The sequence below is a fragment of the Enterococcus sp. AAFC-DPL-5182 genome, assembly GCF_058216605.1.
The window spans coordinates 1,974,444-1,992,685 of record NZ_CM177101.1 but is presented as its reverse complement, the minus strand read 5'-3'; the positions used below and the strand labels follow the sequence as shown (position 1 = coordinate 1,992,685).

The 18,242-nt window shown below is 36.7% G+C and carries 18 protein-coding genes; 17 read left to right on the top strand and 1 reads right to left on the bottom strand.

Annotation, left to right across the window (positions count from 1 at the left end; translation table 11 throughout):
• Positions 1-2: 2 nt before the first annotated feature.
• The 15 genes from aroC to AC4BB7_RS09090 all read left to right on the top strand — a co-directional run bounded on the left by aroC (position 3) and on the right by AC4BB7_RS09090 (position 14,864).
• Positions 3-1,169, top strand: a complete 1,167-nt coding sequence (gene aroC, locus AC4BB7_RS09160; protein WP_490482814.1) for a chorismate synthase — start codon at positions 3-5, stop codon at positions 1,167-1,169.
• A 29-nt stretch (positions 1,170-1,198) separates the two neighbouring features.
• Positions 1,199-2,296, top strand: a complete 1,098-nt coding sequence (locus AC4BB7_RS09155) for a prephenate dehydrogenase (protein ID WP_490482813.1) — start codon at positions 1,199-1,201, stop codon at positions 2,294-2,296.
• Between the two features lie 176 nt (positions 2,297-2,472).
• Positions 2,473-3,720 carry a 3-phosphoshikimate 1-carboxyvinyltransferase gene (gene aroA, locus AC4BB7_RS09150; RefSeq protein ID WP_490485137.1) on the top strand — a complete coding sequence of 416 codons (1,248 nt, stop codon included), beginning with the start codon at positions 2,473-2,475 and terminating at the stop codon, positions 3,718-3,720.
• A gap of 15 nt (positions 3,721-3,735) precedes the next feature.
• The gene (locus AC4BB7_RS09145; RefSeq protein WP_086313097.1) at positions 3,736-4,236 is read left to right on the top strand and encodes a shikimate kinase; all 501 of its coding nucleotides are present in this window, start codon (positions 3,736-3,738) and stop codon (positions 4,234-4,236) included.
• 12 nt (positions 4,237-4,248) lie between these two features.
• A complete protein-coding gene (pheA, locus tag AC4BB7_RS09140) occupies positions 4,249-5,097 on the top strand; it encodes a prephenate dehydratase (RefSeq protein ID WP_490482812.1) in 849 nt (282 codons plus the stop codon).
• 110 nt (positions 5,098-5,207) lie between these two features.
• Positions 5,208-6,335: an LCP family protein gene (locus AC4BB7_RS09135; protein WP_490485136.1), complete on the top strand. Its 1,128-nt coding sequence runs from the start codon at positions 5,208-5,210 to the stop codon at positions 6,333-6,335.
• Between the two features lie 75 nt (positions 6,336-6,410).
• Positions 6,411-7,259 carry a DegV family protein gene (locus tag AC4BB7_RS09130; RefSeq protein WP_490482811.1) on the top strand — a complete coding sequence of 283 codons (849 nt, stop codon included), beginning with the start codon at positions 6,411-6,413 and terminating at the stop codon, positions 7,257-7,259.
• 134 nt (positions 7,260-7,393) lie between these two features.
• The gene (locus AC4BB7_RS09125; RefSeq protein ID WP_490482810.1) at positions 7,394-8,011 is read left to right on the top strand and encodes a DUF5052 family protein; all 618 of its coding nucleotides are present in this window, start codon (positions 7,394-7,396) and stop codon (positions 8,009-8,011) included.
• Positions 8,012-8,166: 155 nt separating this feature from the next.
• Positions 8,167-8,358, top strand: a complete 192-nt coding sequence (locus tag AC4BB7_RS09120) for a hypothetical protein (RefSeq protein ID WP_490482809.1) — start codon at positions 8,167-8,169, stop codon at positions 8,356-8,358.
• 74 nt (positions 8,359-8,432) lie between these two features.
• Complete coding sequence (locus AC4BB7_RS09115) at positions 8,433-8,915, top strand: hypothetical protein (protein ID WP_490482808.1); 483 nt, start codon at positions 8,433-8,435, stop codon at positions 8,913-8,915.
• 165 nt (positions 8,916-9,080) lie between these two features.
• The gene (locus tag AC4BB7_RS09110; protein ID WP_086279471.1) at positions 9,081-9,359 is read left to right on the top strand and encodes a hypothetical protein; all 279 of its coding nucleotides are present in this window, start codon (positions 9,081-9,083) and stop codon (positions 9,357-9,359) included.
• A 19-nt stretch (positions 9,360-9,378) separates the two neighbouring features.
• Positions 9,379-11,442 carry a cation:proton antiporter gene (locus tag AC4BB7_RS09105; protein WP_490482807.1) on the top strand — a complete coding sequence of 688 codons (2,064 nt, stop codon included), beginning with the start codon at positions 9,379-9,381 and terminating at the stop codon, positions 11,440-11,442.
• Between the two features lie 56 nt (positions 11,443-11,498).
• Positions 11,499-13,385, top strand: a complete 1,887-nt coding sequence (locus tag AC4BB7_RS09100) for an ABC-F family ATP-binding cassette domain-containing protein (protein WP_490482806.1) — start codon at positions 11,499-11,501, stop codon at positions 13,383-13,385.
• A gap of 12 nt (positions 13,386-13,397) precedes the next feature.
• Positions 13,398-14,345 carry a thymidylate synthase gene (locus AC4BB7_RS09095; RefSeq protein WP_490482805.1) on the top strand — a complete coding sequence of 316 codons (948 nt, stop codon included), beginning with the start codon at positions 13,398-13,400 and terminating at the stop codon, positions 14,343-14,345.
• Positions 14,346-14,363: 18 nt separating this feature from the next.
• The gene (locus tag AC4BB7_RS09090) at positions 14,364-14,864 is read left to right on the top strand and encodes a dihydrofolate reductase (protein WP_490482804.1); all 501 of its coding nucleotides are present in this window, start codon (positions 14,364-14,366) and stop codon (positions 14,862-14,864) included.
• A 70-nt stretch (positions 14,865-14,934) separates the two neighbouring features.
• On the opposite strand, the gene lexA is transcribed toward AC4BB7_RS09090, so the two are convergent.
• Complete coding sequence (lexA, locus tag AC4BB7_RS09085) at positions 14,935-15,555, bottom strand: transcriptional repressor LexA (protein ID WP_170922946.1); 621 nt, start codon at positions 15,553-15,555, stop codon at positions 14,935-14,937.
• Positions 15,556-15,887: 332 nt separating this feature from the next.
• On the opposite strand from lexA, the gene AC4BB7_RS09080 reads away from it, so the two are divergent.
• Both AC4BB7_RS09080 and tkt read left to right on the top strand, forming a co-directional pair.
• Positions 15,888-16,130, top strand: coding sequence for a DUF896 family protein (locus AC4BB7_RS09080; RefSeq protein WP_086313085.1), 243 nt, complete (start codon positions 15,888-15,890; stop codon positions 16,128-16,130).
• 98 nt (positions 16,131-16,228) lie between these two features.
• Positions 16,229-18,223 (top strand): transketolase, encoded by a 1,995-nt coding sequence (tkt, locus tag AC4BB7_RS09075; protein WP_086313084.1) that lies wholly within the window; start codon positions 16,229-16,231, stop codon positions 18,221-18,223.
• The last annotated feature ends 19 nt before the right edge of the window (positions 18,224-18,242 follow it).

Here is an 18,242-nt window from a genome sequence, read left to right as displayed (position 1 = left end):
ACATGCGTTTTATTACTGCGGGAGAATCACATGGACCAGAATTAACAGCAATTATCGAAGGCCTACCGGCAGGTATGCCGTTATCACCAGAGGATATCAATCTGGAATTAGCAAGAAGACAAGGCGGATATGGCCGTGGAGGGAGAATGTTGATCGAAAAGGATCAAGTAAGAATCACTTCTGGTATTCGTCATGGCAAAACATTAGGTTCTCCAGTGACACTTGTCGTTGAAAATAAAGATTGGAAAAATTGGACTTCAGTAATGTCGATAGAGGAAGTTTCTGAAAAAGAGAAAAAGATCCGTCGGGTAAATAAACCACGCCCAGGCCATGCAGATCTTGTCGGCGGTATCAAATACCAACATGATGATCTCAGAAATGTCTTAGAACGTTCTTCAGCGCGTGAAACAACGATGCGAGTTGCGATTGGTGCAGTTGCTAAAAAGTTACTAAAGGAATTGGATATTGAAGTAGCTGGTCATGTTGCCATCTTAGGCGGAATCAAAGCTGAAATTCCTGATAATTTAACAGTTAAGGAAATTCAAGAACGCTCGGAGAATTCAGACGTTCGTGTGCTTGATCCGTCTGTTGAACAAGAAATTCGTGACTTGATTGATAGAACAAAGAAAAATGGTGATACAATTGGCGGTGTTGTAGAAGTCGTTGTTGGCGGTGTTCCAATCGGGTTAGGCAGTTATGTTCAATGGGATCGCAAACTAGATGCAAAAATTGCTCAAGCTGTGACAAGTATTAACGCCTTTAAAGGTGTTGAATTCGGGATTGGCTTTGAAATGGGCTTTAAACCCGGCAGCCAAGTCATGGATGAAATCGTTTGGAATAAAGACACGGGTTACACAAGAACGTCCAATAATCTAGGCGGTTTTGAAGGCGGGATGACAAATGGGATGCCTATCGTGGTTAGAGGCGTTATGAAACCTATTCCGACTTTATATAAACCATTGCAAAGTGTTAACATCGATACAAAAGAACCTTATAAAGCAAGCGTAGAGCGATCTGACAGTACAGCTGTTCCTGCAGCAAGTGTTGTTTGTGAAGCTGTAGTTGCCACTGAAATAGCGCAAGCCATGTTGGAAAAATTTGGTAGTGATGCTTTTGAACAAATGAAAGGAGAAGTTGAATCCTACCGTCGCTATACTCAGACGTTTTAATCAAAATTAAACATGGAGAGTGAAGCGAAATGAATAAAAAGGTTCTGATTGTCGGTCTAGGTTTGATTGGCAGTTCATTAGCATTATGTATCAAAAAAGAGCATCCATCTGTAGAAATTATTGGAATGGATAATCAAGTAAACTCGGAAGAATTTGCTTTGAAGCGAAAAATTATCGATCAAAAAGCAACTTCTTTTGAAGAAGCAGCGGTGAAAGCAGATATCATTTTTCTATGTACTCCGGTTAAAAGCATGCTGAAGCAATTAACATTATTGGGAACTTTGCCGTTAAAACAAAATGTGATTATTTCCGATGTCGGAAGCACGAAGCTAGAAATTATTGAAACAGCTAAAAAAGCAGGCTTGCATACCTTTATCGGCGGACATCCAATGGCTGGATCACACAAATCAGGTGTAACGGCTGCAGATGAAAATTTATTTGAGAATGCGTATTATATTTTAACTTCCTCGGAAGTAGAGAAGCAAAGTCAAATTCGAGAACTACAAGAATTACTACACGGGACACGAGCAAAATTTGTAGTTCTTACAGCTGAAGAACATGATCAAATTACAGGAATGCTCAGTCATCTGCCTCATATTATTGCCGCAGGTTTAGTGAATCAAAGTAAGGTTTTCAATGAGGAACATCCGCGTTCTCAACAATTAGCGGCTGGCGGCTTTCGGGATATTACACGAATTGCTTCTTCTGACCCGCAGATGTGGACGGATATTTTGTTAAGCAACAAAAAGGCATTATTAGCGTTAATAAGTTCATGGCAAAATGAAATGGAACAAGTTTCCACTTGGATTCAAACTGAAAATAAAGAAGCTATTTTTCAATTTTTTTATGAAGCAAAGGAAACTCGTAACCAAATGCCTGTGCACAAGGAAGGTGCCATTCCGGCATTCCATGATTTATTTGTAGATGTACCCGATGTACCAGGCGTGATTGCTGAGATTACTGCTTTATTGGGGAGAGCTCAACTTTCATTAATTAATTTGAAAATTCTTGAAACTCGTGAAGATATCTATGGTATTTTGCAATTGACGTTTAAACGCCAAGAAGATTTAAAAAGAGCAAAACAAACAATAGAAAAAGAAACAGATTATTTGTGTTATGAAAAATAATTAATATGGACTTTTTTTTAGAGGAACTGTTATGATTTTAGATACGTTGCTGTGCAAATCAATCTTTAGGAAAAGATACACATCAATACCTTCTACAAGATGCTAGGATTTGTTCCGCTTTTAAAATTAGGAGGGATATTTTGGATTTAGTAATCAACAAAGTTGGCTTGAATGGAATGATCGATATTCCTAGCGATAAATCAATTTCGCATCGAAGTATTATGTTTGGCGCAATCGCACAAGGGAAAACGACAATCAAAAATTTCTTGCGTGGCGATGACTGTTTAAGTACTTTAAAAGCTTTTCAGGATTTAGGCGTTAACATTGAAGATGATGGCGAAACAATTACAGTTCACGGAACAGGTTTTTCGGGATTAACACAAGCTAAGCAGGCAATCGATGTTGGAAACTCAGGGACTACGATTCGTTTGATCATGGGAATTTTAGCAGGAACGAATTTTACTACAGAGCTCTTTGGTGATCATTCCATTGCCAAACGACCGATGAACCGTGTAATGATGCCGATCAATCAGATGGGGGCTGAATGTACAGGTCATGATGGAACAGAATTTCCGCCGCTAACTGTAAAAGGGACAGAAAATCTTAAGCCGATTAATTATCAAATGCCGGTCGCCAGTGCACAAGTCAAGTCTGCAATTTTATTTGCGGCTTTACAAGCACACGGAGAATCCGTTATTGTAGAAAAAGAAAAAACACGAGATCATACAGAAGACATGATTCGTCAATTCGGTGGTAACATTGCTGTTTCAGGAAAGGAAATTCGGATTGAAGGACCACAAAAATTAGTAGGACAAGAAGTTACTGTACCAGGTGATATTTCTTCCGCCGCCTTTTTCCTTACAGCGGGTTTGATTATTCCAGATAGTCGAATTGTCCTAAATAATGTAGGCTTAAATCCTACCCGTACTGGAATTATTGATGTTATTCAGCAAATGGGTGGGAAACTAATGATCGAAGAGACAATGAGTGACGTGAATAAAGCGGGGACATTGATTGTTGAAACGAGTGAGTTAAACGGAATCGAAATCAGTGGCGAAATTATTCCAAGATTGATTGACGAACTACCGATCATCGCCTTGTTGGCAACACAAGCAAAAGGGACTACGATCATTCGAGATGCTGAAGAGTTAAAAGTGAAAGAAACCAATCGAATCGATGCTGTGGCCAATGAATTAAACAAAATGGGTGCTAATATAGAACCCACAGATGATGGGCTGATTATCCACGGTAAGACGAAGCTGCATGGGGCAAAAGTTACTAGCTACGGCGATCACCGTATTGGTATGATGTTGCAAATCGCCGCTCTTTTAGTAAAAGAAGGAATGGTGGAATTAGAAAAAGCTGAAGCAATTTCTGTTTCTTACCCCAGATTTTTTGATGATTTAACTAAATTATATCGATAAACGGAGGAGCAAAGTATGAAGGGAATTATTTTAATTGGTTTTATGGGAGCAGGTAAGACAACAGTTGGGAAACTACTGTCAGAAAAAACAGGTATGGAGCATATCGATTTCGACGATAAAATCGTTGAAGAAATTGGTATGACGATTCAAGAATATTTTGATTTACATGGGGAAGAAGCATTCAGAGAAAGAGAAACGAATGTCTTAAAGCGATACCTAAACCACAATCAAGTTGTATCAACTGGAGGCGGGATCGTTATGAGACCGGAGAATCGGGAGCTTCTAAAACAAATGGCTCCTGTTGTTTATTTACAAACGAAACCGGAAGTTTTTATCCCACGCTTGAAACACGATCATACAACTGTCAGACCTTTAGTTGTGTCAAAATCTCCAGAAGAAATCAGAGAGGTTTTTGAACCAAGAATTCCATTCTATGAGGAAAGTGCCAGCTTAGTTGTTGCGACAGATGATCGAACACCAGAAGAAATTGTACACGAAATATTAGAGAAGATATAAGTAGGTGAGCCAATGAAAGTCGGATTTTTAGGTCCAGAAGCTTCTTTTACTCATAATGCAACGAAAACTGCTTTTCCTGATGATGAGTTGATCTCTTATCATTCGATTCCGGCTTGTATAAAAGGTGTTGAGTTTGGAGAAGTCGACTTAGGTGTTGTGCCGATTGAAAATACGATTGAAGGATCTGTCAACACAACAGTAGATTATCTTTTTCATCAAACCACGATTCCTGTAGGAGCAGAAATCGTCTTACCAATTTATCAACAATTGATGGTCGCAAAAAACAACAAAGATATCTGGCAGGAAACAACTAAAATTTTATCGCATCCTCAAGCATTGGCGCAATCACAAGAATTTATTCGCACCTATTTTCCAATGGCTGATCTTGAAGCAACGCCGTCCACCGCTTATGCTGCAAATTTTGTTGCGAGCCATCCAGATCAAAAAATTGCAGCAATTGCACCCAAACTTTCTGCTGAGAAATATGATCTTAAAATTGTTGGCAAAGACATTCAGGATGTGGCGATTAATCAAACCAGATTCTGGGTGATCGGATCTGAAAAAGTCGAGTTACCGATCAAAGCAACTGACAAAAAATTAACCATTGCATTGACGATGCCAAATAATATGCCAGGAGCTTTACACAAAGCATTATCTGTTTTTAGTTGGCGAGAAATTGATTTAAGTAAAATTGAATCACGACCTCTGAAAACAACTTTAGGAGAATACTTCTTTTTAATTGATATCAATGTTCAAAAACCGCAGCAGTTACTAGATAATGCTCTAGAAGAAATACGTTTAATGGGTGGATCAGTAAAAATATTCGGGAATTATGCGATTCATCCAATCAACGGAGTATAAAGATCTGAAAAGGTCTTTTTATTTTTTGTTAAATTTTAGCTATCTAATAGGAATTTTTAGTGAAATAAGGTATGCTTATAACTGTTGTTAATTAAAGTGAGGTGGAAATGATGAGCCGTGTAGATCGCTATAAACACATACATGATAAATCAAAACCAATAGAAGAAAAAAACGGTTTTAATCCTAGAAAAGAAAAAAATCATACAGAAGTACCTAGAGATAGCTATAATCAGGAACAAGAACCACTAAATGAGCAAAATCAAAATGTTGAACCAACAAATAGCACTGAAAAAGCAAAAGGCTTTACGAAGAAAGAAAAAAAACCGAAGAAACCAAAAAGAAAAAGACGGTTTAGTTGGCCCAAAAGAATCGTTTTATTTTTTGTGTTGCTGATAGTCTTAGCAGTGGGATTCTTTTTCAAAGGGAAATCTTATGCTGAAAATGATAATTCGTTACCTAAAGAAGCAATAGAAACCTTTAATGGGGTGAAAAGTGCGAATGGTGCGAATAATATCTTGATTTTAGGTAGTGATACAAGGGGCGAAGATGCTGGACGTGCAGACACTATTATGGTGCTTCAACTAGATGGACCTTCTAAAAAACCTAAATTGATTTCATTCATGCGGGATACCTTTGTTGATATTCCAGGTTATGATGACAATAAGATCAATGCGGCTTATGCATTAGGTGGAGCAGATCTAGTTCGTCAAACGTTAGCTGAGAACTTCAATATTCAAACTAAATACTATGCGAAAGTCGATTTTCAATCATTTGAAAAAATTATTGATTCAATGTTTCCAAGCGGTGTCAAAATTGATGCTGAAAAAGATTTAAACTTAGATGGGGTGGACATTGCCAAAGGTAGCCAGAAGATGGATGGACACACACTGTTGCAGTATTCACGCTTTAGAAAAGATGAGGAAGGCGATTTCGGTCGTGTTCGCCGGCAACAACAAGTGATGACAGCTGTTATGGGACAATTAAAAAATCCTTTAGCGTTACTCCGTACTCCAGAATCTCTAGGTCGTCTAGTTGGCTACATGTCAACGGATGTTCCTACAACATTTATGCTGAAAAACGGCCCATCCTTAATGTTAAAAGGGGGCAGTGGGATTGAGCGCTTAACAATTCCAGTTGAGGGATCTTGGAGTAACCTAGATATTGATTACGCGGGTAGTGTTCTTCAAATTGACTTGGGCACAAATAAATCAGCCGTTCAAAGTTTTCTGGGTCAATAAGTATTTTATTTAATTATGACCTGATTTATGCTATATTTATAGTACCGTGTAAAATTAGTGAAACGAGGTTACAAAATGAAAATTGCTATTGTGACAGATAGTACGGCTTATTTACCTGAGCGAATCAAGAACTCTCCTGATCTGTTTGTTATTCCTATACCTGTAATTCTGGATGGGAAGATTTATAATGAAGGAATTGATATCGAAGCTGATGAATATTACAGCTTGTTGAATAGTAGTAAAGAATTTCCGACAACTTCTCAACCTGCATTAGGTGAAGTGATTGAACTGTACAAAAAAATTGCTGCTAAAGGATATGATACAATTATTAGTATCCATCTCTCATCTGGAATTTCAGGATTTGTTAATACGTTATTTACGTTAACCGATTCGATCGAGGGCGTCACGCTTTATCCTTACGACTCTAAAATAACGAGTGTACCAATGGGACATATGGTTGAAGCAGCCTTGGATTTAGTGAAAGAAAATGCGAGTTTGGAAGAGATCTTTGCAAAATTAGACATCATTAGAGATAATACGTATGCTTATTTGATTGTTGATGATTTGAATAATCTAGTGCGCGGCGGTCGTTTAACCAATGGTGCGGCATTGATTGCTGGATTATTGAAAATCAAACCTATTTTGACTTTTGAAGATGGAAAGATCGTCCTCTTTGAAAAAATTCGTTCAACGAAAAAAGCATTTGCTCGTGCTGAGCAAATCATTGGTAAACGAGATGAAGAAATCGGTAGACCTGTGAAATTATATGTGATTCATGCAAACAATTTAGAAGTTGCCGAAGAAGAGAAAGCAAAGCTCCAAGAAAAATACCCAAATGCAATTATTGAAATTGGTCATTTTAATCCGGTTATCGGAACTCATTTAGGTGAAAAAGCTATTGCACTATGTATCTCAGCTCAGTAACTAAAGTATAGAATTTAAGGGTGAAATAAAGCTGTTAGCCAGTTTTATTTTATCCTTATTTTTTTGTTTCGTACTTTAGATGGATACCTTTTGATGACAATATTTGTTATGATTAAAAGAAGGAGGAGAAGTAAATGAAAAAATGTCGGGTTAAAAAGGCTACAGCTTTTGTTTTTTTAATGTGTAGCATGTTGGCTGTATTAAGTGGTTGTCAAAATATTAGAATGTTTTTTAAAGGGTTTGAAGAAAATTTTAAAGGATTAGAGATGTCGATCCAAACATATGATGAACAAAGTCAGCTGGTTGATCAAGTTGTCGGCAAATCAGTGAAAATTGAACGAGATGAGACATTTGACATTCAGGAAGGGGAAAATGAAAAACAAGGCGATGTCATTCAAATCACCATCGGAAAACACGAGATGCATCATGTAGGTTCTTCAATGATTATCAGTGAAACTGGATTGGATAATGTCTTTGAAAAGTATGCGAAGACGATAGATGTTGAAAACTTTGATCGAGGTGTCCCTTTCATTAATAGTATGGTCAATGACTTAAAAAACTCGTTTACTGGTAAGAAAAAAGTTATCTTGATTCGCAGTCAAAATGGTACGCCATTAGCAACTTATGCAGGGGATAAAGTCTCAATGTATCAAACGGATGTCCCTAAGAGTACTGGGTTATTGATAGATGGAAAGTATTTATTTATTTATCGCTGTGATTACACCATTTATGATACAGATTTATTGAGTTAACAACTGTATCTGTATCGTTCAACTAAAAAGAAATAGTGTGTTACAATAAAAAATAAATCATGCTATTTTAATCGATTATCGATAAAAAATAACGATTCAATAGTCATTTTCCTTTAAAAATAAGGTATACTTAAAGAAAAAAGGAGGGCGAGTGGATGAATCTAATAGAAGAACGTTTGCAAAAAGAAAAAATGAAACAAGTTCAACTACTCGCAGCATATTACCAAGTGGTCAATCGTTTACCTCTTGGTGATAAGAGAGATCAGATGATTCGAGATATATTAGCTTGCAAAGATAAAATAAAAAAAATAAATCAGCAATTAACAGAATTAAATAAAAATGGCTAACTAGTTTTCGGGTGTGTCTACTTACATTCATTTAGGTAATTAAATAGTAAAATCCATTTATAAAGGAGTATATTTTGGCAATAGATTTTTTTACAGTATTACTCGCAGCTTTTGTTGTGGTTATGTATAGTTACTTGGGTTTGGTAAGAAGAAGTGTTTTGATCAAAAATGTTAAAAGAAAATTTATTTTTGGTGTAGTGATTGGATTCAGTTTGTTTATCTTGATCCTCTCTTTGATCAGCGAACAAACGGTCGATCAAAGAATTCGTAGTTTCCTTTCAATTTTGCTTGTTTTGAGTTTTTTACTGGATACAAAGGGTCTTTCAGATGATCGACTTATTTTAGGTCCATTTGATAAGAATGGCGTCATGTATCAAGATATCGAGAAAATGGCTTTATTACTTAAGAAAGAAGAAATCCGTTTAAATTATTTTAAAAATGGCCGGCGTGGTCCAATGATGACATTTTCAATTCCCTTAGAGGATTTATTAGCGTTTCTCTCTGAGCGTTTAAATGAAGAGACTGAAATCAGTATTTTAGTGGATGAAGAGAAATAAACGAGCAAAAGAGGAGAAAACAATATGTTTTTTTCAGTGTTTATCAAAGTTGTGGAAACAGGTAGTCAATTTGAAAAGATTTTTTTAAATAATAGTTAATTTTAGTAGGTATTTCTTTAACTGTTTGCTATAATGTGCAGAGAAATTCTGAAAGGAAGTATTGTTGTGAATAAAGAAATAGAACAACGAATCGCTGAATTACGTGAAAAATATAAAGAATTGCCCCCAGAGAAAAAAGCTGAATGGGAGCGTCATATAAAAAAGAGAAATTTTTTGAACTATAAAAAAATTGAATTAATCAAATCTGAGTTACTTCGTTTAGAAGCGCGCCGTGCTCAATTAGAACTGTGTGATAAAGAGAAAGAGCTTGGATTAATAGAGAAAAAAATTACCTGTAAAAAAGAAAAATTATTACGGTATTTAGGGAAACAGCTTAATCAATAATGAATAAGGGGGATACGAGATGGAGTTTGTTTATTTAATTATTGTTTTTGCTTTTGCGATAACATTCTCAAATGTCTTCAATCGAATCGTTCCAATCATTCCTTTACCAATCGTACAAATAATCGTTGGAGTTTTAATTGGTTTGACAGATATTGGTCGGGAGATAACATTTGAACCAGAAATATTTTTAGTGATGATCATAGCGCCATTGTTGTTCCGTGAAGGAGAACGAAACGATATTTCTGCTACTATGAAAAATTTTAGTGTTATTTTATTTTTAGCTTTCATTGGCGTTTTGATCACACTTGTAAGTGTGGGATGGGCTTTACATATGGTTATTCCTGCTTTGCCGATTGCAGCTTGTTTTGCTTTGGGTGCAGCACTTGGACCTACAGATGCAGTCGCTGTAGGTTCTTTATCTGGAAAAATCCAGATACCACCTAAAGCGATGCATATTTTAGAAGGCGAAGGCCTGATAAACGACGCATCTGGTGTTACTGCCTTTCAATTTGCGCTTGCAGCATTGCTGACAGGCAGCTTCTCCGCTACAGATGCGGGAATTACGTTGATTGTTTCCAGCATCGGTGGTGCCATTGTAGGTGCTGCTTTGGTCATGATCAAGCGGCAAGTCGTGATGATTTTAGAAAAAGCTTCTGCAAGAGATGTAACTGGTTATTTATTATTAGAGTTATTGTTGCCTTTTTTGGCATATATGGTTGCTGAACTTTTTCATGTTTCTGGAATTATTGCTGCCGTTGTGGCAGGGGTTATGCAAGCCGCTAGTTTTAAAAAGGTCTCATTATTCGAGGCAGAACTTTCAAACGTTTCTGAAAGCACTTGGGGTACTATTACATTTATGTTGAATGCATTAGTCTTTCTTTTTTTAGGAATAGAGTTATCACAAGTTTTTTCACCGATTTGGAATAGTGAAACGTATTCAAATAGTTTCTTAATGGTAGTTGTTCTGATTTTAAGCGTTACACTATTTGTTGCACGTTTTTTCTCGATCGTATTGATCTATAGTGTAAAGAATGGTTTGAAAAATGTTTGGCAGTCAATGAACGAAATGTTGATTCTAACATTTGGCGGAGTCAAAGGAACAGTTAGTTTAGCGACGATTTTCATCTTGCCTTTAACTATCAATGGGCAAGATTTTCCTGAACGATCCTTGCTTTTATTTATTACAGCGTGTGTAATCTTAGTTACATTAGTTGGCGGCATTCTTGTTTTGCCATTTTTAACTGAGTCTGATGAGGTAGAAAGTACCAATATTCAAGGTATTACTTTGTTGCAAGAAGTTATGGAGAGACTTAAAAAGATAAATCATGAAGATCCTCATGTCGAAATGAATGTTGTCATTGAGAATTACCAAGACCGTGTGAAAGAATTATATACAGAGCAATTGCCTTCGGATCAGAGACAAGAGGTACAGGAATTAAGGGCACTGATTGTTTCGATTGAGCGTGACGGTTTAGAAGAAAGCTTCCGCCAAAAAGAAATTGGGATCGAAGGTTATCGACTTTATGAACGCCTGATTTCAAGGATGGAACGTTCTATTGCAAGGCAGCTTTTGTCTATTATTGGTTTTTGGTTGCTCTTTGTTCGTCAAATCATTGCATTTTTTGTTCATCCTAATTTATTGTTTGCCAAAAAAGATGAAGAGAATCGACGAGAATATCAAAAAGAAGAATTAGAAAATGTTCGACAAGTCTTTTTACAAAATACAGAAGTTATTTTAAAAAGTTTAGATAATTTAAAAGGTGTTTATGATGATGAAATCATACAATTCTTTATTGAGGGGCGTTTACAATTTGCTCATAGATTAGAAGATGGAACTTTTATTGATTCATTTATCGTACGTTCTCAGTCCAACTATGTTAAGGAACTTTTGATTGGATATCAAGAAGAACGAAGAATGATCGATGAATATGAGCTTTCTGAAAAAATATCTTCTTTTGAAGCAAATGAATACCGTAAAAATGTTAATTTATTAGAATCATATTCAATCAATGATGTTTCCAGTACCATTCCATTGAGAAAATTGACAAGAGAATTAAAAAAAGAAGCAGACCAAGAAAACTAGCTTCTTTTTTTTACTTTTATTTGTTACAATAGGCAGGATGAAAAGGGCGTGAGCATATGAATGAGTTAAAAGTAAATGAATTGACCAAAACATATGGAGAGAAGACATTATTTGATCATATTTCTTTCCATATTCATGATAAAGACCGGATTGGTTTAATCGGTACAAATGGAACGGGGAAAACGAGCTTATTAAATATTTTGGCAGGTAAGGATAGCGGTGATGGGGATATTGAATCCATTCAACAAGCGAATGATTATCAAATAGGCTACCTTTCTCAAGATCAGGAGTTTGACCCTGATTTAACCGTGGTAGAAGCTGTTTTTCAGGGAGATACACCTATTATTCAAGCGGTAAAAAACTACGAATTGGCGTTACTTGCTTTGGCTGAAGATGGTCTTAGCGAAGTTGCACAAAAACAATATGCACAAGCAGAAGAACGTATGAATAAAGAAGATGCTTGGACTGCTGATACTGATGCCAAAATTATTTTACAAAAATTAGGCATAGAAACGTTACATAAAAAAATTGGTGAGTTATCCGGTGGGCAAAAGAAACGTGTTAGTTTAGCTCAAGTATTGATAGAATCACCAGATCTACTATTACTTGATGAACCGACCAACCACTTAGATTACGAAGCAATCAGTTGGCTTGAAAGCTTTTTAAATGGTTATCGCGGGGCAATTTTAATGGTAACTCATGACCGTTATTTCTTAGATCGAGTAACAAACCGAATTTTTGAATTGTCTTTTGGGAAGTTATATGAATATAAAGGGAATTATGAAGCTTATATTATTGCTAAAGCAGAACGTGAGCGTGTTGGTGTTGAACAAGAAGAAAAAAGAAAACAACTTTACAAACAAGAACTAGAGTGGATGCGTGCTGGCGTAAAAGCACGTGGGACTAAACAACAAGCGAGACAAGACCGCTTCCATGATCTTAAAGAAAACCTCCATCAAGTCAATCAAAAAGGGCAATTGGAAATAGATGTTGCGACACAAAGATTGGGTAAAAAAGTTTTAGAAATCAAAGATGGAAGTTACGGAATCGAGCAAAAAACACTTTTAAAAGAATTTGACTTACTTGTTCAAGCAAAAGATCGCATTGGTATTACTGGGAAGAATGGTGCTGGAAAATCGACACTATTAAATATTTTAGCTGGGCGTTTACCTTTGGATAGTGGGATGTATTCGATTGGAGAAACAGTTAATCTTGCATACTATACACAGCAAAATGAAGCAATGGATCCGACTCAACGCATGATTTCATATTTACAAGATGCAGCAGAACAAGTGCAAAGAACAGATGGAACAAGTATCGGGGTTGCCGAGCTACTGGAACGATTTCTGTTTCCACGGTTTATGCATGGTACGATCATCGGCAAACTTTCTGGTGGTGAAAAACGCCGCTTATACTTGTTAAAACTATTGATTGGTCAACCAAATGTGTTATTATTGGACGAACCGACAAATGATTTAGATATTGATACTTTAACAATATTAGAAGATTATATTCAAACATTTAAAGGGGCTGTGATCGCTGTTTCTCATGACCGTTATTTTCTTGATAAAACAATGGATAAGTTATTAGTTTTTCAAGGAGAAGGTCAAATCACAACCTATTTTGGTTCAATGAGTGAGTATCTTACTACAAATAAAGAGAAATCGAAAAAGTTAGTTAAAACTGAAACAACACCACTTAAAGAAACTGAAAAAAAAGCAAAGACCAAATTAACCTACATGGAACAAAAAGAGTGGGCATCAATTGAAGATGACATAGCAAAACTTGAAGAACGTTCAGATCAACTTACACAAGAGATGAATCATCAAGGAGATGACTTCACAAAATTACAAGAGCTTCAGTCAAGCTTGTCCATAGTGGAACAAGAACTTGAAGAAAAAATGGAACGTTGGGAATATTTGAGTGAATTTGCAGAAAATTAGGAGGCAGTAACTATGGAAGAAGCATATTTAGCATTAGGCCGTAAGATTTTAGAGGAAGGTCATTTGAAAGAAGATCGCACTGGAACAGGTACAAAAAGTATTTTTGGACATCAAATGCGTTTTGATCTGACAAAAGGATTTCCTTTGTTAACGACTAAGCGAGTGCCGTTTGGTTTAATTAAAAGCGAGCTTTTATGGTTTTTAAATGGTGATACGAACATCCGCTATCTCCTGCAACATAACAATCACATATGGGATGAATGGGCTTTTGAACGTTATATCAAAAGTGATGAATACCAAGGTCCTGATATGACAGACTTTGGTCGTCGTGTTCTTGTTGATGAAGAATTTAAGAAAAGCTATGAAAAAGAACATAAAGAATTCTGTAATAAAATTTTATCGGATGATATTTTTGCTGAGAAACATGGTGAACTAGGCAATATTTATGGAGCTCAGTGGCGCCATTGGGAAACCAAAGACGGTAGTTTCATCGATCAACTAAAAAATGTTATTGAAATGATAAAAAAAGCGCCTGATTCAAGACGTCTGATCGTGTCTGCTTGGAATCCAGAAGATGTTCCATCAATGGCTTTGCCGCCGTGTCATACAATGTTTCAATTTTATGTGAATGATGGTAAACTAAGTTGCCAGCTGTATCAACGCAGTGGAGACGTTTTTTTAGGTGTTCCTTTCAACATTGCCAGTTATGCTTTATTAACGCATTTAATTGCTCATGAAACAGGTTTAGAAGTAGGCGATTTCGTGCATACATTAGGAGATGCACATTTATATACCAACCATGTTGATCAAATGAATGAACAACTTACTCGAGAGATTCGATCTTTTCCTACGATAAAATTGAATCAAGAAAAAAAATCTGTTTTTGATTTTGATATGGAAGATATTGTTATAGAAGGATATGATCCGCATCCAGCAATCAAGGCACCGATTGCCGTTTAATTTGAAAGGAGTTTCCTGATGCTAGCAGCCATATGGGCACAAGATGAAAAAGGGACGATCGGTAAAGAAAATCGATTACCTTGGCATTTGCCAAATGATCTGAAATTTTTTAAGCAAATGACTGAAGACAACACGATTGTTATGGGAAGAAAAACTTTTGAGGGAATGGGAAGCCGCCCACTGCCGAATCGTCAGACGATCGTCCTGACAAGAGACAAAGGATACCGTGCAAAAGGGGTCATTGTATTTCATACGATTGATGAAGTTCTAGATTACGCTAAAACTTTTGCTGGGATTACATTTATTGCAGGTGGTTCAGCAGTGTATGAGGACTTTTTACCTTATTGTGATGTGCTGTATCGTACAGTGATTCATCATATATTTGATGGTGATACGAAATTTCCAACTGTTGCTTGGGATGATTGGACATTAATCAATTTAAGTGAAGGATCTAAGGACGAAAAAAATAGTTATGAGTATCAGTTCGAGACATATCAGCGTAAAGTAGCAGCTGATTAAAACGTTAATGAGGCTTATTCGGAGGAATAACAAAAAAAACATACTATTGCTAGTATGTTTTTTTTGTTATTTAAATATGATTGCGGTATAAACCAACAACTTTACCTAAAATACTCACATTACTTAAAATAATTGGATCTAGCGCATCATTTTCAGGTTGTAAACGAATATGATCTATCTCTTTAAAAAATCGTTTGCAAGTAGCTTCATCTTCATCAGTCATGGCAATGACGATGTCACCATTTGATGCAGAGCTTTGTTTACGGACAATTACTTGATCACCATCCAAAATCCCTGCGTTGATCATACTTTCACCTCTGATAGTCAGCATAAACAGAGCATTTTCTTCTGCTTTTAAATCAGGAGGAAGAGGGAAGAAATCAGAAGCTTCTTCTACAGCTAAGATAGGTTCCCCAGCGGTAACAACTCCGAGCATCGGGATAACTGTTGGTTTAACACCAATTTTATCCAGGCCGTCCGCTGTTAATTCAATTGCTCTTGGTTTAGTGGGATCACGTAAAATCAACCCTTTTTTTTCTAAACGGGCTAAGTGTCCATGAACAGTAGATGTTGAAGAAAGATCAACCGCCTTACCAATTTCTCTAACGGTCGGGGGATAGCCTTTCAGTTCGACTTGTTCGTATATATATTTTAAAACCTCGACTTGCCTTGTGTCTGTACGTTTCACCAAAACCCGCACCTTCTTTCAATTTATAATTTTAGTGTACCATAGTTTTATATAGGAATCAAACAGGCGTTCGTATTTTTTTGAAATAAGTACTGTTAGGGCAATTTTTGTATAGAATAGGCGGTTTTGTTTCTTTTTTATCTAAGAATATAGTTGTATTTTTTGTGTGCATCTTATAAGATAGACATGGAATGTAAACTTGTCTAGCTATATGGGATAGCAATAAGCTCGATTTTTTATAAAAATAGAATATGACTGCGAAAAAGTATTACAGAACTATTTTTATCTGAGCGCTGAGCGAGCCTATCTAGTTTTTAAAATAAGGAGGTATGACTATGTTATCGTCTGAAAAAATGAACCGAATCAATGAACTTGCTAAAAAGGCAAAAGAAGGTGAATTGACTGAGAAAGAAAAAGCAGAACAAAAAGTACTTCGTCAAGAATATTTAGCTGCTTTTCGCGGTGGTATGCGTCATCATATCGAGGGAATGAAAGTGGTTGATCCTAAAGGAAATGATGTAACGCCAGAAAAATTGAAAGAGATCCAGAAAGCTAAAGGATTGCACAATAGGAAATAATTTTAGTTTTTTTTACTAAAAGTAATTGCTTTCATAAACGAAATACGATAAAATATAGTTAATAAAGGTAAAAAAAACCTAAATAGGAGATGATTTTTTTGTTCGACAACACTGATCAGTTAGGCGTCAATACAATTCGCACACTAAGTATCGAAGCAGTACAAAAAGCAAATTCAGGACATCCTGGATTACCAATGGGTGCTGCACCTATGGCCTATGCGCTTTGGACAAAGCATTTAAAAGTAAATCCAAAAACATCAAGAAATTGGGTAGATAGAGACCGCTTCATTCTATCTGCTGGTCATGGTTCTGCAATGTTGTATAGTCTGCTTCATTTAGCAGGATACGGTGTATCGATGGATGATCTGAAAAGTTTCCGTCAATGGGATAGCAAAACACCCGGACATCCTGAAGTTCATCATACAGATGGTGTTGAAGCAACGACTGGTCCTTTAGGACAAGGCATTGCAATGGCTGTTGGTATGGCAATGGCTGAAGCGCATACTGCTGCGACTTATAATCGTGATAGCTTTCCAGTAATCGATCACTATACTTATGCACTATGTGGTGACGGTGATCTGATGGAAGGTGTTTCGCAAGAAGCTAGTTCAATGGCCGGACATATGAAGCTAGGTAAGCTGATCGTGTTATATGATTCAAATGATATCTCATTAGATGGACCAACATCAAAAGCATTTACAGAAAATGTTGGGGCTCGCTACGAAGCATATGGTTGGCAACATATCTTAGTGAAAGATGGTAATGATTTAGAAGAAATTTCAAAAGCAATCGAAGCAGCAAAAGCTGAATCCGATAAACCAACATTGATAGAGGTCAAAACAGTTATCGGTTATGGCGCTCCAAAAGAAGGAACATCTTCTGTTCATGGCGCACCAATCGGAGCAGAAGGAATTACTGCTGCTAAAGCCGTTTATGGTTGGGAATATCCTGATTTTACAGTTCCAGAAGAAGTTGCTGCTCGTTTTAAAGAAACAATGGTAGACGAAGGCGGAAAAGCCGAAGACAAGTGGAATGAAATGTTTGCCAATTACACAAGAGAGCATCCTGAATTGGCTAAACAATTCAAACAAGCCTTCTCTGATGAGCTTCCTGAAAATTGGGATAGTGAACTACCAACTTATGAAGTAGGTTCAAGCGCAGCTAGTCGAGTAACGAGCAAAGAAACAATTCAAGCAATTTCTAAGGCTGTACCAGGTTTCTGGGGCGGTTCTGCTGATTTATCTGCTTCAAATAATACAATGGTCGCAGCTGAAAAAGATTTTGAGCCGGGACAATATGAAGGCCGCAATATTTGGTTTGGTGTCCGTGAATTTGCAATGGCGGCAGCAATGAATGGCATTCAATTACATGGAGGAAGCCGTGTTTATGGCGGAACATTCTTTGTTTTTACAGACTACTTACGTCCTGCAGTCCGCTTAGCAGCGATCCAAAATACGCCTGTAACCTATGTGCTAACACATGATTCTGTCGCTGTAGGTGAAGATGGACCAACGCACGAGCCTGTTGAACAATTAGCAAGTATTCGTTGTATGCCAGGTGTCCAAGTGATTCGTCCAGCCGACGGTAACGAAACAGTTGCAGCATGGAAGATTGCTATGACAACAAAAAATGCTCCAACAGTGTTAGTTCTAAGTCGTCAAAACTTACCTGTTATTGAAGGAACAAAAGAACATGCAGGAGAACTTGTCCAAAAAGGCGCTTATGTAATTTCGAAGCAAAAAGGCGAAAAACCAGAAGGTATCTTAATTGCAACTGGTTCAGAAGTTAATTTAGCGATTGAAACCCAAAAAGCTTTAGCAGAACAAGGAAAAGATGTTTCGGTTGTTTCAATGCCTAGTTTTGATTTGTTTGAAAAACAATCGGCGGAATACAAAGAGTCAGTTTTACCTAAAGCTGTGACCAAACGAGTAGCAATTGAAGCTGCTTCACCATTTGGCTGGGAACGGTATGTTGGAACTGAAGGCACAACTGTAACGATTGATCACTTTGGTGCTTCTGCTCCTGGAGATCTAGTCTTGAAAGAATTTGGTTTTACCGTGGATAATGTAGTTTCAAAATATAATAGTCTATAAAAATAAAAAACAGAAATTC